Here is an 18,969-nt window from a genome sequence, read left to right as displayed (position 1 = left end):
ATGTTCGGCGCGGTCGCCGCCCGTGTCATCCTCGGATACATCCCGACCCTGCTCGCGGGTGTGGTCGGGCTGGCGACATTGTTCGTCCTCGACGCCCTGTTCGGACCGATCCGTGCCACAGGGCGGGGGTACGCGCCTGCTCAGCTCGCGCCCGGTGCTCGTATTCACCGACGGGGCGCCGCTCCCGGCGGCGATGGAGCGGATGCATCTCACCGATGCCGAACTGAACTCGGCGCTTCGAGCAACGTGACCTTCGAGCCGAGCTGCCGCAACAACTGGCACATTCACCATGGCGAGAACGGAGGCGGCGACCAGGTCCTCAACTGCACCGCCGGCTCCGGCTGGTACCAGGCTGAGGGCGAAGAGCCCATCAGCATGACCCCGGGAACCGTCGTACGGGTACCCGCCGGCACCAAGCACTGGCATGGCGCCACCGCGGGCTTGTGGTTCAGCCACCTCGCCTGCATCACCTCCGGCACCGATGTCTCGAACGAATGGCTCGAGCCCGTCGACGATGACCGCTACAACAACCTCCCCCAGAACGGAGACAACGCATGACCATCCTGAATGAGACCTACACCCTCCAAGACCAAGGAGGCACAACCATCGGCGACGATTGCCTTATCGGTCCGGAAGCCGCGGTGCCAGCGCAGCAGTGGCTTGCCCACTTCGTGTAGGCTTCCGCGCACGCCCCGGCCGACGACGAGTACCTGATCGTTTACGGGAGCCGTCGTCTCTGTGACGCACCAGAACGTCACGAGCGCGTCGGGAAGCCACAGCGGGCCCTCGCGTCCGCCCATTTGCTCGTCACCTGATGCAGAGAGTGCGCCCCAACAAGAAGGACGTCGCCCGCCGCCTGCCCACCACCTCCAAGACCGCCCAGGCCTTCAGGAGACGCAGCTGTCCTCCGCGGGCGTCTCCGGCGTCGCCAACATGACGCGCACCGACCCCCGAGTCGTCGTCCACTTCGACCGCCTCGACGCCCAGCCCTGGGAACTCAACACCCCCGCCGGCGTCGTCAACCTGGGCACCGGCACCATCACCCCACCAGACCCCGCCAAGTTGCACACCCGGTCAACCGCCGTCGCCCGGACTTCGCGGCCGAAGCCCCCCGTTGGGACCAGTTCCTCGCCGACACCTTCGGCGGAAACCAGGATCTCATCGCCTAAGTGCAGCGACTCCTAGGGGTCGCTGCGGTCGGTGAAGTCCTCGATCAGGCACTCCCGTTCGGCCATGGAGTCGGCGCGAACGGGAAGTCGGTGTTCGTCGAAACCTGCACCGACGTCCTCGGTCGTGGCGAGCAGGGGTATGCGATCGCCGCCAACCCCGAAATGCTCATGGCCAGGAAGTTCCGGGAGCACCCGACCGAGCTGGCGCAGCTCGCCGGGCCCGCCTGGTCATCTGCTCCGAGTCGATGACGGCGCCCGCTTCGCCGAGGCCAGGGTGAAACAATTGACCGGTCGTGACTCCATTTCCGCGCGATTCATGATGCGGGACTTCTTCACCTTCACCCCATCACATACATTCCTGCTCGTCGCCAATCATCGACTACAGGCAACAGTTGTCGGACCCGCATTCTGGCGACGACTCAGGCTCATTCTGTTCCACCACGTGGTGCCCTAGGAAGAACGCGATCCGCATCTTCCGGAAAAGCTTCTAGAGGAATGGCCCGCCATCCTGGCGTGGATCATCGGGGGTGCCGCGGACTACGCCCAGGGTGGCATGCGGACCCCGGAGATGTTCCTCGCTGCAACAGAGCAGTACGCCCGCGACGAGGACTCCATGGGGCGCTTCGTCGCCGACGAGTGCCACCTGGCACCCGGCAACGACCTCGTGCAGATCCGCACCGGGCAGCTGCGCGCGGCCTACGAGCAGATGTGCCGTGAGCTCGGTGACGAGCCGGTGTCGGCGCCGGTTCACCCAGGATGTGCGTGACCGGTTCGGGGTGGTGGCAGCGAGAACCGCGCAGCACCGCTTCTCGGTCGGTATCACGCTGCTCAAGGTGGAGGACGACGAATCCGAGGATGGCGCCGACCAGGAGGGGCTGCTGTGAGCATCGAGCTGGGTTCACCCGGCCCGATGCTTTCGCAGATGGCGCTCGCGATCACCCGCATCGAGAAGAAGGTGGACGACCGGTGACCCCCGTGGACATGCTGGCGCTGGTCGTCGGCGCAGTCGTCGTCCCCGTCCTGACGGCGGTCATCACCCGCCCCGACATGTTCAGCAACGCGAAGCGCGTGGTGGTGCTGGTCACCTCCGTCGTGCTCGGCGGGCTGTAGGCGGTCATCACCGGCGCGATCGAGGTCCCCGAGTCGGTGCTGGCGTGGATCTCGCGCATCCTCGGGTGGATCGTGGCGCTGGTCGTCGGCAGCCAGGGCATCTATGCGTTGCTGAAGGAGCCGCTGCAGGGACTGGAGGCTGTCACCGCCCCGCGCCGTGCCCTCACCGAGTCCGAACCCGCCGACCCTGATGGCTGGCAGGACCCGGTTGACCCTGAGACCGGCATGCCCGACTGACGATTCCCCGCCCCCGACGGCACACCAAAGGCCCCCACCTGCACTCGCAGGTGGGGGCCTCGCCAGTCGAGATCCAGCCGAGAACCCCCACCCCCCGCCAGGCATCACTCCTAGCCACAGGCCTCGACCCAGTCGAACCCGAACTGCCCCGAACGACCCCCGAACCAGCACACCAAGAAGCCCCCCGACCAGGCGTCAGGCCTAGTCGGGGGGCTTTTCTACTTGTGGAGCTAAGGGGATTCGAACCCCTGACCTCTTCCATGCCATGGAAGCGCGCTACCAACTGCGCCATAGCCCCGAGCCTTGCGGCGGGCGCCCCGGGCGGTTCCGGCCTCTCGACCCCCGCTTGGGACTAGAAGAGAGTAGCGCACCTGTTCAGCAAAAGGGAAATCGAGCCGCCAGCCGTCTCGAAACCCGAGCCAACCCAGACGCCACTAGGGGTTTCACTCATCGCGCTGCTCGGCCGACGGGTCCTGCATCAGGCTCATCATCCGTGCCGCGTTGATCCCGTACCCGGTCAGGCGCCAGTGGCTGTCGTGGTGCAGTTCCAGGGTCGCCCAGGAGCAGTTGTCGAAGTGGCCGAGCTGCTGGCTGCGCTCCCAGTCCCAGCCCAGGAACTTCGCGATCCCCTGCTTCAACGCCACCCCGTGGCTCACCACCGCGATCCGCTTGCCGGGGTGCGCCGCCACGATGTCACGCACCGCATCGGCGAACCGGGCACCGGTCTCTTCAGCCGTCTCACCCTCGGCTGATCGACGCATGTCCTTGCCGGCCCGCAGCCCGGGGAAGAACTCCGGGTCGAGCTGGTCGACCTCCTCACCGGAATACCCCTCCCACAGGCCGACATGGATCTCCTTCAGCCGGTCGTCGTAGGCCACCGCCAGCCCCACCGCCTCGGCCAGCGGCGCCATGGTCTGCCGCGTACGGGTCAGCGGTGAGGCGTACAGCACCTCGGGCCGCATGCCCGAGACCGCCCGCGCCATCGAGGCCGCCTGCAGGTGCCCGATCTCGTTGAGCGGCACGTCGGCCTGCCCCTGGAACCTGCCGGCGGCATTCCAGTCGGTCAATCCGTGACGAATCAGAATCAAAGTGGTGGACACAACAACCTTCCCAGCGCCGGCCACCCGGCGCCTCAATTAGGCAGAGGGGTTCAGCTCGAGATTGCCCGCGAGCAGGTTTCAGTCCTCGGACGAGGGCGCAGCAGCGTCAGCCAGCCCCAGGTCAATGTGGGGGCAGTCGCGCCACAGCCGCTCCAGCGAGTAGAGCTCGCGCTCCTCTTCGTGCTGGATGTGGATGACCACGTCCAGGTAGTCCAGCAGCACCCACCGGTTCTCCCGGTCACCCTCCCGACGGGTCGGCCGCAGGCCCAGCTCGGCCTGCAGCTTGCGCTCCACCTCGTCGACGATGGCTCCCACGGCGCGCTCGTTGCTCGCCGAGACGACCAGGAAGATGTCGGTGATGGCCAGGTTCTCGGACACGTCGAAGGCGATCAGGTCCTGGCCCTGCTTGTCCCAGGCCGCGGCGGCGGCGATGCGGGCGGTGCTGATGGCTTGGTCAGTGGCTGTCATGCGTCCTCAGGTTCAGTGGGTGGCTCGTCGTTGCTGGGGTCGGCGAAGCCCGTTTCGTAGAGTCCCCGCTTGGCGATGTACTGGACGATGCCGTCGGGCACCAGGTACCAGATGGGCATTCCCTCGCTGATCCGCTCACGGCAGGCCGTCGACGAGATCGCCATGGCCGGGATCTCCAACAGGGTGACCTTGTCAGCGGGCAGGTGGGCGATGTCGTCGGTGCTCAACTCGACCCCCGGGCGCGAGACGCCGACGAACTTGGCCAGGTCGAACAACTTGTCCGCCCCACGCCAGGTCAGGATCTTCGCCAGCGCATCGGCACCGGTGATGAAGAACAGGTCGGTGTCGGGCCCGCGTTCCTCATGCAGGTCACGCAGGGTGTCGACGGTGTAGGTGTTGCCGGGCCGGTCGATGTCGACCCGCGAGACCGAGAACCGGGGGTTCGACGCGGTCGCGATGACCGTCATCAGGTAGCGGTCCTCCGAGTGCGAGACGACCTTGCCGGCCTTCTGCCAGGGCACCCCGGTCGGGACGAAGACGACTTCGTCCAGCTTGAATCGTGCCGCCGCCTCACTGGCGGCGACCAGGTGGCCGTGGTGGATCGGGTCGAACGTGCCGCCCATGACGCCGAGGCGGTGACGGCGTCTTCCCCGTTCGGCGACCGGGGTCGCCAGGGGCGCGGGCGACCCGTTGCTGGTGGGTGCGCTGGTCAAGTGCGGGCTCAGCTGTGCGGGCGGCCGGAGCCGATACCGCGGACGACGAACAGCGCGACCATCAGGATGGCGAAGGCGATGGCACCGATCCAGATGGGGTGCACCTGGGAGACGAGAGTTACGAGCATGGGCACAGCCTAGCGAAACCCCCGCCCCACCACGGCCGCGATCAGGCGCGGGTCTGCCCCCGGCCGGTGACGATGTACTTGGTCGAGGTCATCTCGGCCAGCCCCATCGGCCCACGGGCGTGCAGCTTCTGGGTGCTGATGCCGATCTCGGCACCGAAGCCGAACTCGCCCCCGTCGACGAATCGGCTCGAGGCGTTCACCAGCACTGCGGCCGCATCGATCCGGTTGACGAAGGTCTCCACCGCCCCGGCGTCCTCGCTGACGATGGTCTCCGAGTGGCCGGTGGTGTGGTCCTGGATGTGCGCGATCGCCTCGTCAATGTCGGCGACGACCTTGGCCGACAGGTCCAGGCTCAGCGACTCGGCGTCGAAGTCACCCTCGACGGCCTCGACAGCACCCGGCACCAGCGCGCGGGTCGCCGGGTCGGCGTGCACGGTCACCCCGGCGCCGCTCAGGGCGACGTCGGCGAGCTTCCAGAACTCTTCGGCGACATCGGCATGCACCAGCACCGTCTCGAGCGCATTGCACACACTCGGACGCTGGGTCTTGGCGTTCATGGCGATCTCGACGGCCACATCCAGGTCGGCGGCGGCATCGACGTACAGGTGGCAGTTGCCGGTGCCCGTTTCGATGACCGGCACCTGCGAGCCGCTGACCACGGCATTGATCAGGCCGGCTCCTCCGCGGGGAATCAACACGTCCACCAGTCCACGGGCCTGCATCATCTCGGTGGTGACCTCACGGCCCCCCTCGACCAGGTGCACCGCGTCCACAGGCAGTCCGGCAGCCTCGAGGCCGGTGTGCAGCGCCGCGACCACCGCACGGTTGGAGTTGATTGTCGACGACGAACCGCGCAGCAGCGAGGCATTGCCCGACTTCAGGCAGATGCCGGCCGCATCAGCGGTCACGTTCGGGCGGGCCTCGTAGATGATGCCGATGACGCCCATGGGCACCCGCACCTGCTCAATCCGCAGCCCGGTAGCGGTGCGCCAGCCGCGCACCACCTCACCGACGGGGTCGTTCAGCCCGGCCAGGTCACGCAGCCCCTGCGCCATCGCCTCGACCCGCGCCGGGGTCAGGGTCAGCCGGTCGATCAGCGCGTCGCCGGTGCCGGCCTCGCGGGCGGCGGCGACGTCGAGGGCATTGGCGGCCAGCACGTCGTCGCTGGCGGCCAGCAGGGCATCGGCCATGGCGTGCAGCCCGGCGTCCTTGCGGTCACGCTGCACGGTGGCGAGTTCCCGGGCGGCCACGCGGGCCGCACGAGCCTGGTCGGTGAAAGTCATGGCCGCCACTCTAGTGCGGCTCCCCCAGGACCTCGGCGGGGGCCACCTCGTGGGCCGCCGGACGACCCGCTCCCCCGCCCCGCGTGATCGCGGGGGCCCCGAGTCTGCGCGCCAGGTACCACAGCCAGGTGACCAGCACGACGAAGCCGTTGGCGGTGGCCGAGACGACCACGGCCATCTCGTGGGCCAGCACACCCCAGGTCAGCCAGACGCCCTGCACCACCACGGCCATGGTCACGTAGAACGGGCTCAACCCGGTGATGTCGAGGCTGCGCGCCACGTCGAACAACTGCGCCGCCGCACCGATCACCTGGGGCACCGAGGTCGCCACGCCATAGGCCACCGCTCCCCACAGGGTGTCGATGGTGACCAGTGCGGCCAGCAGCACCAGCGGGGTCGTCCAGGCGTGCACCGCCCGCAGGTTGCGGTCACGGGCGATCAGCCGGATGATCGCGATCGAGCACAGGGCCATGACCAGGTTCGGCACCCACATGTTGGGCCGCCCGACGCTGAGGCCGTGCACGGTCCAACCGAAGCCGGCCGCCATCAGGCACTGCCACAGCACCAGCGACAACCCGGCCGAGGTCCCGGCCCGGATCAGCCGGATGAGCTGCGGCAATGACAGCACGGTGCTCAGGGCGGCCGCGACCCACCCGAGGATGTCAACGATCGGCACCGCTTGAGTCTATGACGTGGCGCCGTTGCTGCCGACCGGGGGGTGCAGCAGGATCAGCGCGTCCCGGTGCACCAGCACCCGCTCGTACTGCGGCCCCAGCGCGTCGGCCAGTTCCTGGCTCGACTTGCCGATCATGGCCGGCAGTTCCTCGGACGAGAACCCGACCAGCCCGCGGGCGATGGGCCGCCCACCGGGGCCGACGATGTCGACCGGGTCACCGGCCACGAAGTCACCGTCGAAACCGGTCACCCCCACCGCCAGCAGCGAGGCCCCGCGCTGGGTCAGGGCCCGCTCGGCACCGGCGTCGATCACCAGCCGGCCGCGGGTGTTCGACACGTGCGCCAACCACAGCAGTCGGCGGGGCCGGCGCTTGTCGACCGGGTCGAACCAGGTGCCGACCTGCTCGCCGTACAGGGCCGGACGAATGTTCGCCGCCGAGGTCAGCAGCACCGGGATACCCGCGCTGGTCGCGATCTGGGCCGCCTCCAGCTTGGTGACCATGCCACCGGTACCCACCTTCGACCCCACCCGTGAGGTGTCGACCTCGAGCACGTCGATGTCGGGCACGTGGTGCACCGGCTCAGCTCCCGGCTCGGACGGGTGCGTGGTGTAGAGCGCGTCCACGTCGGTCAGCAGCACCAGCGCGTCGGCGTGCACCACCTGGGCCACCAGCGCGGCCAGCCGGTCGTTGTCACCGAAGCGCACCTCATGGGTGGCGACGGTGTCGTTCTCGTTGACCACCGGTACCGCCTGCAGCCGCAGCAGCGTGCTCAGGGTCCGGGCGGCGTTGCGGTAGGTCGACAACCGGGTGAGGTCGTCGACGGTCAGCAGCACCTGGCCGACGCGCAGCCCCTGTCGTCCGAATGCCTCGGTGTAGGCCTGCACCAGCAGGCCCTGCCCGACCGAGGCGGCAGCCTGCTGGGCGGCCAGCCCGCGGGGGCGGCTGGTCATGCCCAGCGGCGCCAGCCCGGCGGCGATGGCGCCCGAGCTGATCAGCACGACCTGCTTGCCGCCGGCGCGCACGTCGACCAGGGTGTCGACGACCCGCACCAGGGCGTCGCGGTCGAGGCCCCCTTCGGCGGTCGTCAGTGAGGACGACCCGACCTTGACCACGATGCGGCGTGCCTGGCGCAGCGCCTCCCGGGTCGGGTCCGTGGCCTGTTCAGTCATCAGGGTTGCCGGCCCATTCCACCTCGACCTCGTGCTCGTCGTCCCCGTCGATGTCAACCTCGACCTCGTCGTCGTCCCACTCCTCGTCCCACAGCTGCTGCGGGTCGACCGGGGTGGCGCGGTCCTCGTCGTCCAACCCGGTCAGGGTGTAGTCGACGGCACGCCACGACCGGCCCTGCGGGTCGCGGCCGACGACGCCATGGTCGGCGCGGGCGGCGTGGTACTCCGCGTCCTCGGCGCGGCGGCGGGTTGCCGAGGGCCGTTCGTGCTCGAGGCGCTGGTCCTCACCGCGACGGGCCAGGATTTCGGCGCCGGTCTCGATCTGCGGGGCGAAGTCGAAGATGACCGCGTCCTCGCCGCCGATGGCGACGGCGTCACCCTGCACGGCGCCCAGCTTGGCCAACTGCTCCTCGACGCCGAGCCGGTTGAGCCGGTCGGACAGGTAGCCGACAGCTTCGGGGTTGTTGAAGTCGGTCTGGCGCACCCAGCGTTCGGGCTTGGTGCCGCGGACCCGCCACAGGAACCCGCCGTCGCCGTCGCCGATCTTCTTAATGGTGAACTCGGCCCCCGCGTCGACGGCCCGCGGCACCAGGACGGTGGGGGCGGGCTTCGGGGGCGGCAGGATGGCGCGCCGCTGTTCGACGAGCTCGGCCATCGCGAAGGTGAGCGCCTTGAGCCCCTCCCCCGACTTGGTCGAGACCGGGTAGACCGGCAGGCCCAGGGCCTCGATGTCGGCCTGCACCATCGCGGCGATCTCGGCGCCGTCGGGCACGTCGACCTTGTTCAGTGCGACGATGCGCGGACGATCCTCCAGGCCGCCGTGGGCGACCAGTTCGGCCTCGATGGTGCGCAGGTCGCTGATCGGGTCGCGGCCCGGTTCGAAGGTGGCGGTGTCGATCACGTGCACCAGTGCCTGGCAGCGTTCGATGTGGCGCAGGAAGTCGAAGCCCAGCCCGCGACCCTCGGAGGCGCCCTCGATCAGGCCGGGGACATCGGCCACGGTGAAGGTGGTCTCACCGGCCAGCACGACGCCCAGGTTCGGCACCAGCGTGGTGAAGGGGTAGTCGGCGATCTTCGGACGAGCGCGGCTGATCGCGGCGATCAGGCTCGACTTGCCGGCACTGGGGAAGCCGACCAGCCCGACGTCGGCGACCACCTTCAGCTCGAGCTGCAGGGTGCGCTGGTCACCCTCTTCGCCGAGCAGCGCGAAGCCGGGAGCCTTGCGGGCGGCGGTGGCGAGCGCGGCGTTGCCGAGGCCACCCTTGCCGCCCTTGGCGACCACGAGCCGGGCACCGGCGCCGGTGAGGTCGGCGAGCAGTTCGCCGGTCTCGACGTCGGTGACCACGGTGCCGTCGGGCACGGGCAGGACGATGTCGGCGCCGGTGGCACCGTTCTGGTGGTCGCCCTTGCCGGGTTGGCCGTTGGTGGCCTTGCGGTGGGACTGGTGGTGGTAGTCGACCAGGGTGGTGACCTGGGGATCGACCTCGAGGATGACCGAGCCGCCGTCACCGCCGTTGCCGCCGTCGGGGCCGCCCAGGGGCTTGAACTTCTCACGGCGCACCGAGGCGACACCGTGGCCGCCGTTGCCAGCGCTGACCTTGAGGGTCACGCGGTCGACGAAGGATGGGATGGCCATGTGGTGCTCCAGTGCTGGTGGACAGTTCGGCCCAGTCTAGTGCCGGGCCGCGTGGTGGTCCGGACGAGCGGCTCCGCGGTCGGCCGGGTTCTGCTGTCCCCACCGCTCTGGCAGGCCACCAGTGCCCACGGGCCGCTGGGGTCAGGCCTGGTCGTCGCTGCCGACAGGGGTGCCGCTGTACCCCTTGCCATCCATCCAGGCCAGGACGTCGAAGATGCGCAGCACTGGGACTGCCGGGCTCAGTCCGGCATCCTCGCGCAGCGAGATCAGGCGGTTCCAGAGTGCGCAGTCGTCGGCACGCAGTGCTTCGTGGAGAGGCTGCCATTGATATGGCGCGAAGTTGAACACCTTCTCCCAGATGACGTCATCGACAATGGGCACGAGCCGTGGACGCTTGCGAGCAAGCAGCTTCGTGGCCCGGGTCTGCCCGATGCCGTCGATCGATGTCAACGCTCCGTACAGCGCCCGCACCGGCGCGTACTCAGGCCCTTCGGTGGTCTCGACCGTGATGAAGTCGCGGTCGGGGCCGATGTCCTGGAGCAGCACTTCGAACTCGCGCCGACGGTCCAGCAGCAGGGCCACCACCGCCTTCTCCTTCATCGGCGCCGACAGCAAGGAGCAGGCCATCAGGTCGTCGGCCGTGAACGTGTTGGCGGAGGCAGCCCGGGTTCCGCTCGGGTCGAACGTGTCCCAGCGGCTGCCGGCGAACTTGCCACCGGGGTGGAAGTAGCGCTGGAGCACGGCCACGGCCTGCTCCTGCGCATCGGGCTCCAGGCTGGCGGTGAGCGTGACGGTCATGACCGGCATCCTGCCATAACCGTCTGACGACAGAACAAGCGGGCCGCCCCGTGCTGGGGCGGCCCGCCGTGTGATGTCTATCGGTGCCTGGTTCAGGCGGTCTCGACCGGGACGATGTCGACGATGCGACGGCCGCGGCGGGTGCCGAACTTGACGTTGCCGGCAGCAGTGGCGAACAGGGTGTCGTCGCTGCCACGGCCCACGCCGATGCCGGGGTGGAAGTGGGTGCCGCGCTGGCGGACGATGATCTCGCCGGCGTTGACGAGCTCGCCGCCGAAGCGCTTCACGCCGAGGCGCTGGGAGTTCGAGTCACGCCCGTTCTTGGAGGACGATGCGCCCTTCTTGTGTGCCATGGTTCAGCTCCTCAGCCTTCGATCCCGGTGACCTTGACCTGGGTGTAGCGCTGGCGATGGCCCTGGCGCTTCTTGTACCCGGTCTTGTTCTTGTACTTGATGATGCGGATCTTCGGACCCTTGGTCTCGGCCAGCACCTCAGCGGTCACCGAGACCTTGTCGAGGCCACTCTTGGCCGAGGTGACGGTCTCACCGTCGACGAGCAGCAGGGGCTGCAGGTTGATGGTGCTGCCGACCTTGTCATCGAGCTTGTCAACCTCGAGAACATCGCCGACGGCAACCTTGTGCTGGCGTCCGCCGCTGCGCACGATTGCGTACACGTGACCACTTCCTCTGGACAGAAAATTCATGATGTGCGGCCACGTCCCTGACAGGTGCCAGTGGGAGAGCCCCTCGTTCCTGTTGGCCCGGGGGCACGCAGGAACACCGAGGGACAACTCTACGGGGCGGCCGCGGTTGGGTCAAACCGGCCGGTTTTACGCCAGCTCTGGCCAGGGTGGGGCCACATGCTCGGGCAGGGCTGGGCCATACTGGGCGCGTGGCACTTCCCCTGACACCTGCGATTTATCGGGTTCCGGACAACGTCGCCTGGATTGACGGCACAGAAGTCGGAACGAACGAAGAGCTGTACCTGACGGTGGTCCCGCAGGGGAACACTGTGTTGCTGACTGGGACGGCGCGGATGATCTGGCTGGTCGCGGCAGGGGGCGGTGACGTCGTGGCCGGGGTCGCCGACCTGGTCGGCCGCGCCCCGGCCGAGATCGCCGATGAGATCAACAGATTCCTGTCCGACCTGGTCGGTCGAGGCCTGTTGCACCAGTCGTACGACTAAGACTTGCCAGTCTTGCCAGTGTGGCTGGCCGTGCCAACGTTTCCAGCGCCATCCTCCTGCGTCACGGTGAGGGTGTAGTCCTTGTTGTTGCCCACGCCGGTAAAGGTATAGCTCCACGCCGCTCCACTCAGAGTGATCGTCACGGGACTTCTGTCGACCCCGTCCACCTTCAGGGCCAGCGTCACGGACGTGGCGTCAACCGTCGGCGAAGCGACAGTGCCTGCAGTGCCCTTAACGGTGAAAAGCTCGGTACTGGCACTGTATTCGAACGTGGTGGCCGCGCTGATCGTGGGCGCCGGCGCGACCGTGTCCTTGGTGTAGGTCTGCGTGGCCGAGCCGCCGGTGCTGATGGTGGCCGTGACTTCGACGTTCGAGCCGTCGGGCAGCGACGCGGCCGGGATGGTGTAGCTCCACTTCCCGTCGGGGGCGGCGACAGGGGTCGTGAACGTAGTGCCGCCGATCGTGATCGTCACCGTGGCGTTGTCCGGCCCGGTGCCGCTCACCGTCACACTGTCGTTGGGATTGGCGGCATTGATGACCGCCGGCGACAGATCCGTAAAGGCAAACACCGTGTTGGTCGCGGCGAATGCCGGCGTGGCACTCAGCACGGTGACCGCCGGAACACTCCAAGCGGCCCCCTTGATGAGGACGCGGCGGGCAACTGCAGTGCGAGTGGCGGTCTCGGTCGTCTCAATGGTGTCCACGGTTTCCCCCGGATTGCGCGATCATTGGATGGCCCCACCCGGGGCCATCTGGCAGAACACTATCAGAGCCTCAGCGCCCGGGCCGGTAGTGTAGCCCCCATGCCCGGAGCGTTGAGACTAGCCGCTTTGAACACCGTGACAGATCTCACATTTTCCGTCGGCACACCCTCGGCTTTCGTTGATGCCGTCGCTGTGGCGTGGTCTCGATGCCTCGACGTCGAGAACGTCAACACCAAGGACTTCCTGGTCGCGCAGCCACTCCCAGTCACCCCACCCGCCGACGACTCGGACGAGGCCATCCGCTGGGCCCTGCAGCGGCTCAGCCAGGACGTGACCCACCACCTCATCGCCGCCCAGACGGGCCGACTGCTGATGTTCCACGCCGGTGCCGTCAGCCACCCGCAGACGGGCGCGAGCGTGGTGTTCGTCGCCCCCAGCGGCACCGGCAAGACCACGCTGTCCGGGCTGCTGGGCACCACCAACGGCTACCTCACGGACGAAACGGTGGGCGTCGACCCCACGACCGGGCGCATCCACCCGTACCCCAAGCCACTGTCCATCGCGTCCGGGCAGCCCTGGCGCAAGATTGAGACCTCCCCCCACACGCTGGGCCTCCTGCCCGCACACCCACAACCCACCGTCGCCCGGGTCGTGCTGCTCCGACGGCAAGCTGACATCGAGGACCAGTCCCCCACTGTCCAGCACTTGGGGACCCTGGACGCCGTCGCGGCGCTCATTCCGGAGTCCTCGGCGCTGAATCGCCTGCCGCGTCCGCTGCACACCGTCGCCGAACTGCTCGACCGCACCGGCCCGTTGGCCAGGCTGACCTACCGCGAGGCGGGCGACCTGGTGCCTGTGCTGTCCGATGTGCTCAATGAGGCGGCGTGATGGAGGGCTACGTCCGCAAGCAGCCCTTGGACATGCTCACCGTCGGCGGGGAGTCGCTGCTGCTGCTGCCTCCCGACCAGGTGCTGCGGCTGTCTGAGATCGCGACCACCCTCTTCGAGTTGTCGTCCAGCTGGCGATCTCTTGATGACCTCGCGGCGAGCGTCGAGAGCACCTTCGGACCATCGCCGGACGGCAACACCACCGATGCCCTCCGCCGGATCCTCGATGGCTTGGTCGAGGCGGGTGCCATGGAACGGGTGAACGGTGGCTGAGCCGCCCACCCTGCCGGTCACCCTGCGGGTGCACCTTGCCCACGCCACGGTGCAGGCGATCGCCGACGAGTCCGGCGCCGACATTCTGCACATCAAGGGGCCGTCGGTTGACCCCGCACTGCGACCCCGGGCGCGGGCCAGCGCGGACGCAGACGTGCTGGTGCGCCCTGCCCACCTCAACAGCTTCATGGCCGGACTGAAGGCGCACGGCTGGCAGCAGGTGACGCGACTGCCCAGCGGGGGCCTGGTGGAGCACTCCACCAACTGGTACCACGGTGAGCTCGGGCAGATGGATGTGCATGTGCGGTTCCCCGGCATCCAGGTTGGCCCCGATCGCGCGTTCGAGCGCCTGTGGCAGGGCCGGACCACCCGCGATATCGCCCGGCGACCGTGTGTGGTGCCCGACCTGGTCGGGCAGCGACTGGTGCTGCTGCTGCACGCCGCGCGTGGCATGGCCCAGTACCAGGCCGACGTGAAGGGTTCCTGGCTGGACGCATCAGCCGAAGACAGGAACGCCGTCACCGCCCTCGCCGTGGACCTGCGCGCCGAAGTCGCGCTCGCCGTGGCCACCGGGCACCTCGAGGACTACCGCGACCACCCCGAGTACGACCTGTGGCGACTGTACGCCGACGGCGCCACCACCACCAGCGGATTCAGACGTCTGCGCGCCGAATTCAAAGCCACCCCTGAGGGGTCAACGATGGTTCGCCTGCGCGTCGTCGGATATGCACTTAGGATTCTTCTGCGCATGCCTCATAGGCTTTCCGTGGGCCTGGCACGCAAGCCCACGGCTGGCGAGGTTGCCCGGGGCTACACGGCATTCCTGCGCCGGGGACGAGACCTGACCGGTACCCGGAAACGTTCCGACTAGCGGGTTGACTCCGTAGTGGCTTCCATGCGCCTTGCCCGCTTGGGGAACGGCTTGTGCGAGGAACTGCGTCGGCGACTGGTGTCGCGCTCATCCTCTGCGCTGTCGTAATACGTGGACCCGTAACTGCCGTAGCCGTACCCGAAGGCTGCCGAGCCGAGGTCCTTCTTCGGCACCATGTTGAGGACCACGCCGAACAGCGTCGCGTCGATCTGGTCCAGCTTGTGCGCGGCGAGACCCAGCTCTTCGGTCCGGGTCTTGCCCGACTGCACCACCAGAATGGCGCCATCGCTGGCGACGGTGAGCAGGGCAGCGTCGGTGACCGGCAGCAGCGGCGGGGCGTCCAGGATGACCATGTACGACTGGGCGAGCGTGTCGATCAGTGTCTTCATCCGCTTCGAACCGACCAGTTCGCTCGGGTTCGGCGGGATGCGCCCGGCAGGCAGGATCAGCAGGTTCTGCTGGTCGGTCTGCACCAGCGCATCCTCGAGTGCGATGGAGCCGACCAGCAACTGCGTCAAGCCGACGTGGCCGTCGACCCCGAAGTGGGTAGCCTGCACAGGACGCCGCACATCCGCGTCAATCAGGACGGTGGGCTGTCCCGACTCGGCCAGCATCATCGCCAGCTGCGACGCGACAGTGGACTTGCCCTCGTTCTCGTTCGACGAGGTGACCACGATGCTGCGGGCGGGGTCGTCGACGCTCACGAAACGCAGGTTGGTGCGCAGTTGGCGCAGGGCCTCGGCAGCCGCCCCCTTGGTGAGGATCATTGCGCCCGAGCCCGCCAGTTCGCTGGCCTTGGGGATGATCCCCAGGGAGCTCGCTCCGGCAATATTCTCGGCATCGGTTGCCAGGCGGATGCGCCGGTCAAGGGTGTGACGGACGACGACCAGGCCGAGGCCGGCCAGCACGCCGAGGGCCAAGCCCAGGACAACATTGCGCGGCACGTTGGGTGAGACGGCGCTGGTGGGCGTCAGGGCCAGTTCGACGGGGACGATCCGCACCACGGTCGACCCGGTGGACTCCCCGGTGACAGTGAGCGTCTCCAGCGCGTTGGCCTCGATGGAGGTGGCGCGGATGGCGGCATCGGCCATCTTGGCAGCGAGCTCAGGGGAATCCGCAGTGGCAGTGATCCGGAAGATCACGCCCTCGGTGGATCCCTTGAGAGCCCCGACGGCGACATTCGGGTCGAGGTTGAGGTCCTCAGCGATGCGGTTGGCGACGGAGCGGCTCTGCACCAGCGGCAAGTACGTGGCCGCCTTCTCGGCGGCCAGGTTCTTGCCTGCGAACGCATCACCGACGGTGCCCGAGTTGCCGGCGACCACATAACCGGTGGAGGTGGCGGAGTACCGCTTGGGCTGCAGCAGGGACACACCGATCCCAGCGGCCAGCCCGAGCAATGTGCAGACCAGCAGAAGCAGCCAGCCCTTGCGCACCAGGCCCCACATATTCACCAGCGACACGTTCTGCTCCTCAGCGGGTCTGCGGCTCAGTGTGGCCGCACAAGCTCGCCTGACTTTATCATTGCCGGAATGCCCGGCCGCGACGGCCGGGGGCTGCGGACGGCACCTATGGTGGGCACATGGCGGGTGCAGGCAGTGGAGGCAGACCGGTGACGAGTCGGCGCCTGCTGACCTTGGCGTGGCTGGTGATTGCGGCGGCGCTGATGGTCCTGGGCATCATCGCTGCAATGCTTTTCCTCTTCCCGTCGCTGCAGTTGGTGAATCGCCACACCGTGATGGCGGCGGCCTTTATCCCCTACGGCATGCCCGCCTTCGCCGGTGCGGCGCTGCTGCTGGCGACCTGCCCCACCAGGTGGCTGCGGCCGGTCGCTGTGGTGGCAGTTGCCGGGTTGGTGCTGCAGGTGGCCTGGACACGGCCGTACTGGCCGGCAACAGCGCCCCAGACCAGCGGGACGGCAATGACGCTGATGACCATGAACATGCGGTGCGACAGCCGTGGCCTGGACGACCTGGCATCGCTGACCGAGCGCGTCACCCCGGACGTCGCAGTGCTGCAGGGCATGTACGCGGTCCGAGGCGAAACCCTGAGCAGGGCATGGCAGCAGATCCTGCCCCACAAGTCCTTCCACCCCATGCCCGATCTGCCCGAATGCGGCACACTCGTCTTCTCCCGGACACCGATTCGGGTGCTGTCCGGCGCTGGTGAGGTGCAGCCTGTCGTCGAGGTCTCCGGCCCCAATGGGCCGCTCGTGTTGCTGCCGGTGGACCTGCCGACCCCCAGCAAGGGGGTTGGCCCGTGGCTGGACGGCTTCGAACACCTGACCGCCGCGATCACCGCGCACCAAGGTCGCGCCCTGGTGGCTGCTGGGGACTTCAATGCCGTGCGAGAACACGCACCGCTGCGGGACCTGCTCGCTGATACCGGACTGCGCGACGCGGCAGCGGTGGCCGGTTCGGGCTGGGCACCCACGTTCCCCGCGGGCGCTTGGTACCCGCCGCTGATCGGACTGGATCACGTACTGATCAGCCCGGGCCTGGGCGCCGCCCACGTACGCACCGAGGCGATCGGGGGGCAACAGCACCGGGCGCTGACCGCGCTTGTCGGGCGCACCTAAGTTGGCCCGCCGCGGCCACGAAGGCACCCCGTCCGCCGCAGGTCTGGACCGCTTGTGAGCAATCGAGAGCGGCACGATAACCTTTCACCGAAACTTCATCTCAGGCAGGCGGAACACCATGTCGATCGAGGCTTTGCTGGAACAGCACCCGGATCTCAGGCACTTCCTCTACATCCGCGGATTCCTGGTCACCAGTCACCCAGGCATCTCGCCCGAAGGCTTCCCCTTCTTTGGGGCGTGGAAGCACACCGAACTCAACGGAGTGCACGTCTGGGCCCACCCCCTCACGGGCTTCCACTTCGTGAGCGACTCGCACAGGACCTGCTTCCTGTTGGGTCACGCCTACAACCCCTTCACCATGCAGACCGATGAACAACAGCTGCTGGAACCGCTTCTGGAGCACTACGGCACGGACGACTTCTACGACCACGTGGACCAACTGACAGGGATCTTCCTTCTAGGAATCATCGAGGACTCCCAGCTCACGTTCCTCGTGGACCCTGCAGGCATGCAATCCGCCTGCCACGGGCTGGTCGATGGGCATTTCCACCTCGCATCGCATCCGCAGATGGTGGCCGACCTGCATGGCCTGCAGATGGACGCCTTCGTTACTCGCCTGATCGAGTACAAGTGGTACCGGCGGGTGATGGGGGGCTACCTTCCAGCTGCCCTCACCCCTTTCTCGGAGCTGAAACGAGTGGTGCCCAACCACGCGTACGTCACGAGTTTCACAGATGGCACCACGGAACATCGACGCTTCTACCCGATCAAAGAGCTGGCGGAGGTTGCCAGTCGCTCGGAGTACGAGGACATCATCGCGGAAGCGGCCAAAATCCTGCAGAGCAACATGGAACTAGTCACCCGCAAGTGGCCAGAACCCTGGATCTCGCTCACCGGCGGAATCGACAGCAACACCACTTTTGCGGCCGCGAATGGGGTGTATGACAAGGTACGCGCATTCAGTTACCTGTCCGCACCCAAGGAGGTGCCTGACTGCGAAGCGGCTGAGAAGATCGCGCGGCGCTTCGGCGTGCCATGGCGAGTCTTTCGAATCCCCGAGGACACAAGTGGGTTGGACCGATTTGACGAGAAGGCTGCGATCATCCGACACAACAACGGATACGTGGCCTTGGAGAACGACAATGAGTTGCGCAAACGGGTTGCCCTGGAAGCAGACTGCCCGGCCGAGGTAGAAATCAAGAGTTGGGTGTCGGAGACGATCCGAGCCTACTGGTACAAGCACTACGGGCGTCGCACCATGCCGGCGCTCTCGGCAAAGCTGTTCAGGAACCTGTACAAGATTTTCATCCTCAACCGAGGCTTGGCCCACGAGATCGACCAGGTCTTCGCGGAGTACATCGACGAGTTCGAGTACGCTGCGGTGCCCCGGCAGTATCCACCGGCGGACCTGCACTTCAACGAGGTCACGTGGGGCAGCTGGGGCGGCCTGAACATCAGCGAGATGAAGTTCTGCTTCGACATCACAATCATCTACAACAACCGCCGGTTCCTGGACTTGATGTTCAAGGTGCCGCTGGAAAAGCGGATCTCCGACCAGCACCACCTGGACATCAAGCGCTACCTGAACCCGGAACTCTCGGACATGGGGATCCGTGTGGTGAACCTGAAGGAGACCCGGTTCCGGGCGTTTGCGCTGAACGTGCTGTTCACGATCAACTCGATCCTTCCGGGCGGGAGGGCGTGGTCCTGAAATCAAACACTCATGATCCGCAACACTCCATCCTGACCTTCTACCGGACCATCGACCGCTCAAAGGACCATTTTGGCTTTGTCGTGTGGGCTGGTGGCCGATGGTGTGCCGCAGCGTCAGGCTGCTCGGGACTTGGGTAGCGGGCGGTCGACGGTGACTCGGGCGGTCGCGTCGCATCATGCGCCGAAGTGCGAGCGGCCAGCGGTGCCAAGTGAGTATTGGCGGTCCTGGGGGCCGGGTGTGGTGCGGTTGGGCGCCACCGGCCCGGGTGCCGA

General features: G+C 67.5%; 25 protein-coding genes and 1 tRNA gene. 12 read left to right on the top strand and 14 right to left on the bottom strand.

The features are described from left to right. On the top strand, positions 1–558 hold the full coding sequence (locus ACQE3C_RS05155; RefSeq protein WP_434538105.1) for a cupin domain-containing protein: 558 nt from the start codon (positions 1–3) through the stop codon (positions 556–558). On the opposite strand, the gene ACQE3C_RS05150 is transcribed toward ACQE3C_RS05155, so the two are convergent. Further along, positions 522–800: a flavin reductase gene (locus ACQE3C_RS05150; RefSeq protein WP_434538104.1), complete on the bottom strand. Its 279-nt coding sequence runs from the start codon at positions 798–800 to the stop codon at positions 522–524. The two genes, ACQE3C_RS05155 and ACQE3C_RS05150, sit on opposite strands and share 37 nt — an antisense overlap. Between ACQE3C_RS05150 and ACQE3C_RS05145 the strand changes: the two genes are divergently transcribed. The 5 genes from ACQE3C_RS05145 to ACQE3C_RS05125 all read left to right on the top strand — a co-directional run bounded on the left by ACQE3C_RS05145 (position 739) and on the right by ACQE3C_RS05125 (position 2,516). Continuing rightward, a complete protein-coding gene (locus ACQE3C_RS05145; RefSeq protein ID WP_434538103.1) occupies positions 739–1,185 on the top strand; it encodes a hypothetical protein in 447 nt (148 codons plus the stop codon). The two genes, ACQE3C_RS05150 and ACQE3C_RS05145, sit on opposite strands and share 62 nt — an antisense overlap. After that, the gene (locus ACQE3C_RS05140) at positions 1,170–1,418 is read left to right on the top strand and encodes a hypothetical protein (RefSeq protein WP_434538102.1); all 249 of its coding nucleotides are present in this window, start codon (positions 1,170–1,172) and stop codon (positions 1,416–1,418) included. Before ACQE3C_RS05145 ends, ACQE3C_RS05140 begins: the two co-directional genes overlap by 16 nt. Positions 1,419–1,722: 304 nt before the next feature. Continuing rightward, positions 1,723–1,935, top strand: a complete 213-nt coding sequence (locus ACQE3C_RS05135) for a hypothetical protein (protein ID WP_434538101.1) — start codon at positions 1,723–1,725, stop codon at positions 1,933–1,935. Positions 1,936–2,135: 200 nt separating this feature from the next. Next, entirely contained in the window at positions 2,136–2,279 is a 144-nt protein-coding gene (locus ACQE3C_RS05130; RefSeq protein WP_434538100.1) for a hypothetical protein, read from the top strand. A 36-nt stretch (positions 2,280–2,315) separates the two neighbouring features. Further along, positions 2,316–2,516: a hypothetical protein gene (locus tag ACQE3C_RS05125; RefSeq protein WP_434538099.1), complete on the top strand. Its 201-nt coding sequence runs from the start codon at positions 2,316–2,318 to the stop codon at positions 2,514–2,516. 225 nt (positions 2,517–2,741) lie between these two features. On the opposite strand, the gene ACQE3C_RS05120 is transcribed toward ACQE3C_RS05125, so the two are convergent. From ACQE3C_RS05120 to rplU, 11 genes are all read right to left on the bottom strand, one after another. Beyond that, a tRNA-Ala gene (locus tag ACQE3C_RS05120) sits at positions 2,742–2,814 on the bottom strand. Between the two features lie 145 nt (positions 2,815–2,959). Then, positions 2,960–3,616 carry a histidine phosphatase family protein gene (locus ACQE3C_RS05115; protein WP_434538098.1) on the bottom strand — a complete coding sequence of 219 codons (657 nt, stop codon included), beginning with the start codon at positions 3,614–3,616 and terminating at the stop codon, positions 2,960–2,962. Positions 3,617–3,694: 78 nt separating this feature from the next. Then, a complete protein-coding gene (gene rsfS, locus ACQE3C_RS05110) occupies positions 3,695–4,084 on the bottom strand; it encodes a ribosome silencing factor (RefSeq protein ID WP_434538097.1) in 390 nt (129 codons plus the stop codon). Continuing rightward, complete coding sequence (nadD, locus tag ACQE3C_RS05105; RefSeq protein WP_434538237.1) at positions 4,081–4,758, bottom strand: nicotinate-nucleotide adenylyltransferase; 678 nt, start codon at positions 4,756–4,758, stop codon at positions 4,081–4,083. Before nadD ends, rsfS begins: the two co-directional genes overlap by 4 nt. Before the next feature lie 208 nt (positions 4,759–4,966). Then, the gene (locus ACQE3C_RS05100) at positions 4,967–6,208 is read right to left on the bottom strand and encodes a glutamate-5-semialdehyde dehydrogenase (RefSeq protein WP_434538096.1); all 1,242 of its coding nucleotides are present in this window, start codon (positions 6,206–6,208) and stop codon (positions 4,967–4,969) included. Positions 6,209–6,218: 10 nt separating this feature from the next. Then, a complete protein-coding gene (locus tag ACQE3C_RS05095; RefSeq protein WP_434538095.1) occupies positions 6,219–6,884 on the bottom strand; it encodes a SemiSWEET family sugar transporter in 666 nt (221 codons plus the stop codon). Positions 6,885–6,893: 9 nt separating this feature from the next. Further along, positions 6,894–8,054 (bottom strand): glutamate 5-kinase, encoded by a 1,161-nt coding sequence (gene proB / locus ACQE3C_RS05090; RefSeq protein WP_434538094.1) that lies wholly within the window; start codon positions 8,052–8,054, stop codon positions 6,894–6,896. Then, a complete protein-coding gene (gene obgE, locus ACQE3C_RS05085; protein ID WP_434538093.1) occupies positions 8,047–9,690 on the bottom strand; it encodes a GTPase ObgE in 1,644 nt (547 codons plus the stop codon). The genes proB and obgE overlap by 8 nt, the downstream gene beginning before the upstream one ends. A gap of 141 nt (positions 9,691–9,831) precedes the next feature. Further along, positions 9,832–10,488 carry a DUF6308 family protein gene (locus ACQE3C_RS05080; protein ID WP_434538092.1) on the bottom strand — a complete coding sequence of 219 codons (657 nt, stop codon included), beginning with the start codon at positions 10,486–10,488 and terminating at the stop codon, positions 9,832–9,834. 92 nt (positions 10,489–10,580) lie between these two features. After that, positions 10,581–10,841: a 50S ribosomal protein L27 gene (gene rpmA, locus ACQE3C_RS05075; protein ID WP_434538091.1), complete on the bottom strand. Its 261-nt coding sequence runs from the start codon at positions 10,839–10,841 to the stop codon at positions 10,581–10,583. 11 nt (positions 10,842–10,852) lie between these two features. After that, a complete protein-coding gene (gene rplU, locus ACQE3C_RS05070) occupies positions 10,853–11,161 on the bottom strand; it encodes a 50S ribosomal protein L21 (RefSeq protein WP_434538090.1) in 309 nt (102 codons plus the stop codon). Between the two features lie 218 nt (positions 11,162–11,379). On the opposite strand from rplU, the gene ACQE3C_RS05065 reads away from it, so the two are divergent. After that, positions 11,380–11,673 carry a hypothetical protein gene (locus tag ACQE3C_RS05065; RefSeq protein ID WP_434538089.1) on the top strand — a complete coding sequence of 98 codons (294 nt, stop codon included), beginning with the start codon at positions 11,380–11,382 and terminating at the stop codon, positions 11,671–11,673. Here ACQE3C_RS05065 and ACQE3C_RS05060 read toward each other — a convergent pair. Further along, positions 11,670–12,377 carry a hypothetical protein gene (locus ACQE3C_RS05060; RefSeq protein ID WP_434538088.1) on the bottom strand — a complete coding sequence of 236 codons (708 nt, stop codon included), beginning with the start codon at positions 12,375–12,377 and terminating at the stop codon, positions 11,670–11,672. The genes ACQE3C_RS05065 and ACQE3C_RS05060 overlap by 4 nt on opposite strands. A gap of 192 nt (positions 12,378–12,569) precedes the next feature. On the opposite strand from ACQE3C_RS05060, the gene ACQE3C_RS05055 reads away from it, so the two are divergent. Genes ACQE3C_RS05055 through ACQE3C_RS05045 form a run of 3 tightly spaced genes read left to right on the top strand, consistent with a single transcriptional unit; the run spans position 12,570 to position 14,408 of the window. Further along, complete coding sequence (locus ACQE3C_RS05055) at positions 12,570–13,265, top strand: hypothetical protein (protein ID WP_434538087.1); 696 nt, start codon at positions 12,570–12,572, stop codon at positions 13,263–13,265. Further along, positions 13,265–13,537: a hypothetical protein gene (locus ACQE3C_RS05050; RefSeq protein WP_434538086.1), complete on the top strand. Its 273-nt coding sequence runs from the start codon at positions 13,265–13,267 to the stop codon at positions 13,535–13,537. Before ACQE3C_RS05055 ends, ACQE3C_RS05050 begins: the two co-directional genes overlap by 1 nt. Then, positions 13,530–14,408, top strand: coding sequence for a nucleotidyltransferase family protein (locus tag ACQE3C_RS05045; protein ID WP_434538085.1), 879 nt, complete (start codon positions 13,530–13,532; stop codon positions 14,406–14,408). Before ACQE3C_RS05050 ends, ACQE3C_RS05045 begins: the two co-directional genes overlap by 8 nt. Here ACQE3C_RS05045 and ACQE3C_RS05040 read toward each other — a convergent pair. Further along, positions 14,405–15,868 (bottom strand): polysaccharide biosynthesis tyrosine autokinase, encoded by a 1,464-nt coding sequence (locus tag ACQE3C_RS05040; RefSeq protein ID WP_434538084.1) that lies wholly within the window; start codon positions 15,866–15,868, stop codon positions 14,405–14,407. The genes ACQE3C_RS05045 and ACQE3C_RS05040 overlap by 4 nt on opposite strands. A 173-nt stretch (positions 15,869–16,041) precedes the next feature. On the opposite strand from ACQE3C_RS05040, the gene ACQE3C_RS05035 reads away from it, so the two are divergent. Next, positions 16,042–16,983: an endonuclease/exonuclease/phosphatase family protein gene (locus tag ACQE3C_RS05035; RefSeq protein WP_434538083.1), complete on the top strand. Its 942-nt coding sequence runs from the start codon at positions 16,042–16,044 to the stop codon at positions 16,981–16,983. 118 nt (positions 16,984–17,101) lie between these two features. Continuing rightward, positions 17,102–18,694, top strand: coding sequence for a hypothetical protein (locus ACQE3C_RS05030; RefSeq protein ID WP_434538082.1), 1,593 nt, complete (start codon positions 17,102–17,104; stop codon positions 18,692–18,694). The last annotated feature ends 275 nt before the right edge of the window (positions 18,695–18,969 follow it).

Source organism: Aestuariimicrobium sp. Y1814, assembly GCF_050113895.1.
Taxonomy (GTDB): Bacteria; Actinomycetota; Actinomycetes; order Propionibacteriales; family Propionibacteriaceae; genus Aestuariimicrobium.
The sequence above is the reverse complement of the archived record's forward strand: the minus strand, read 5'-3'. Positions and strand labels throughout refer to the sequence as shown.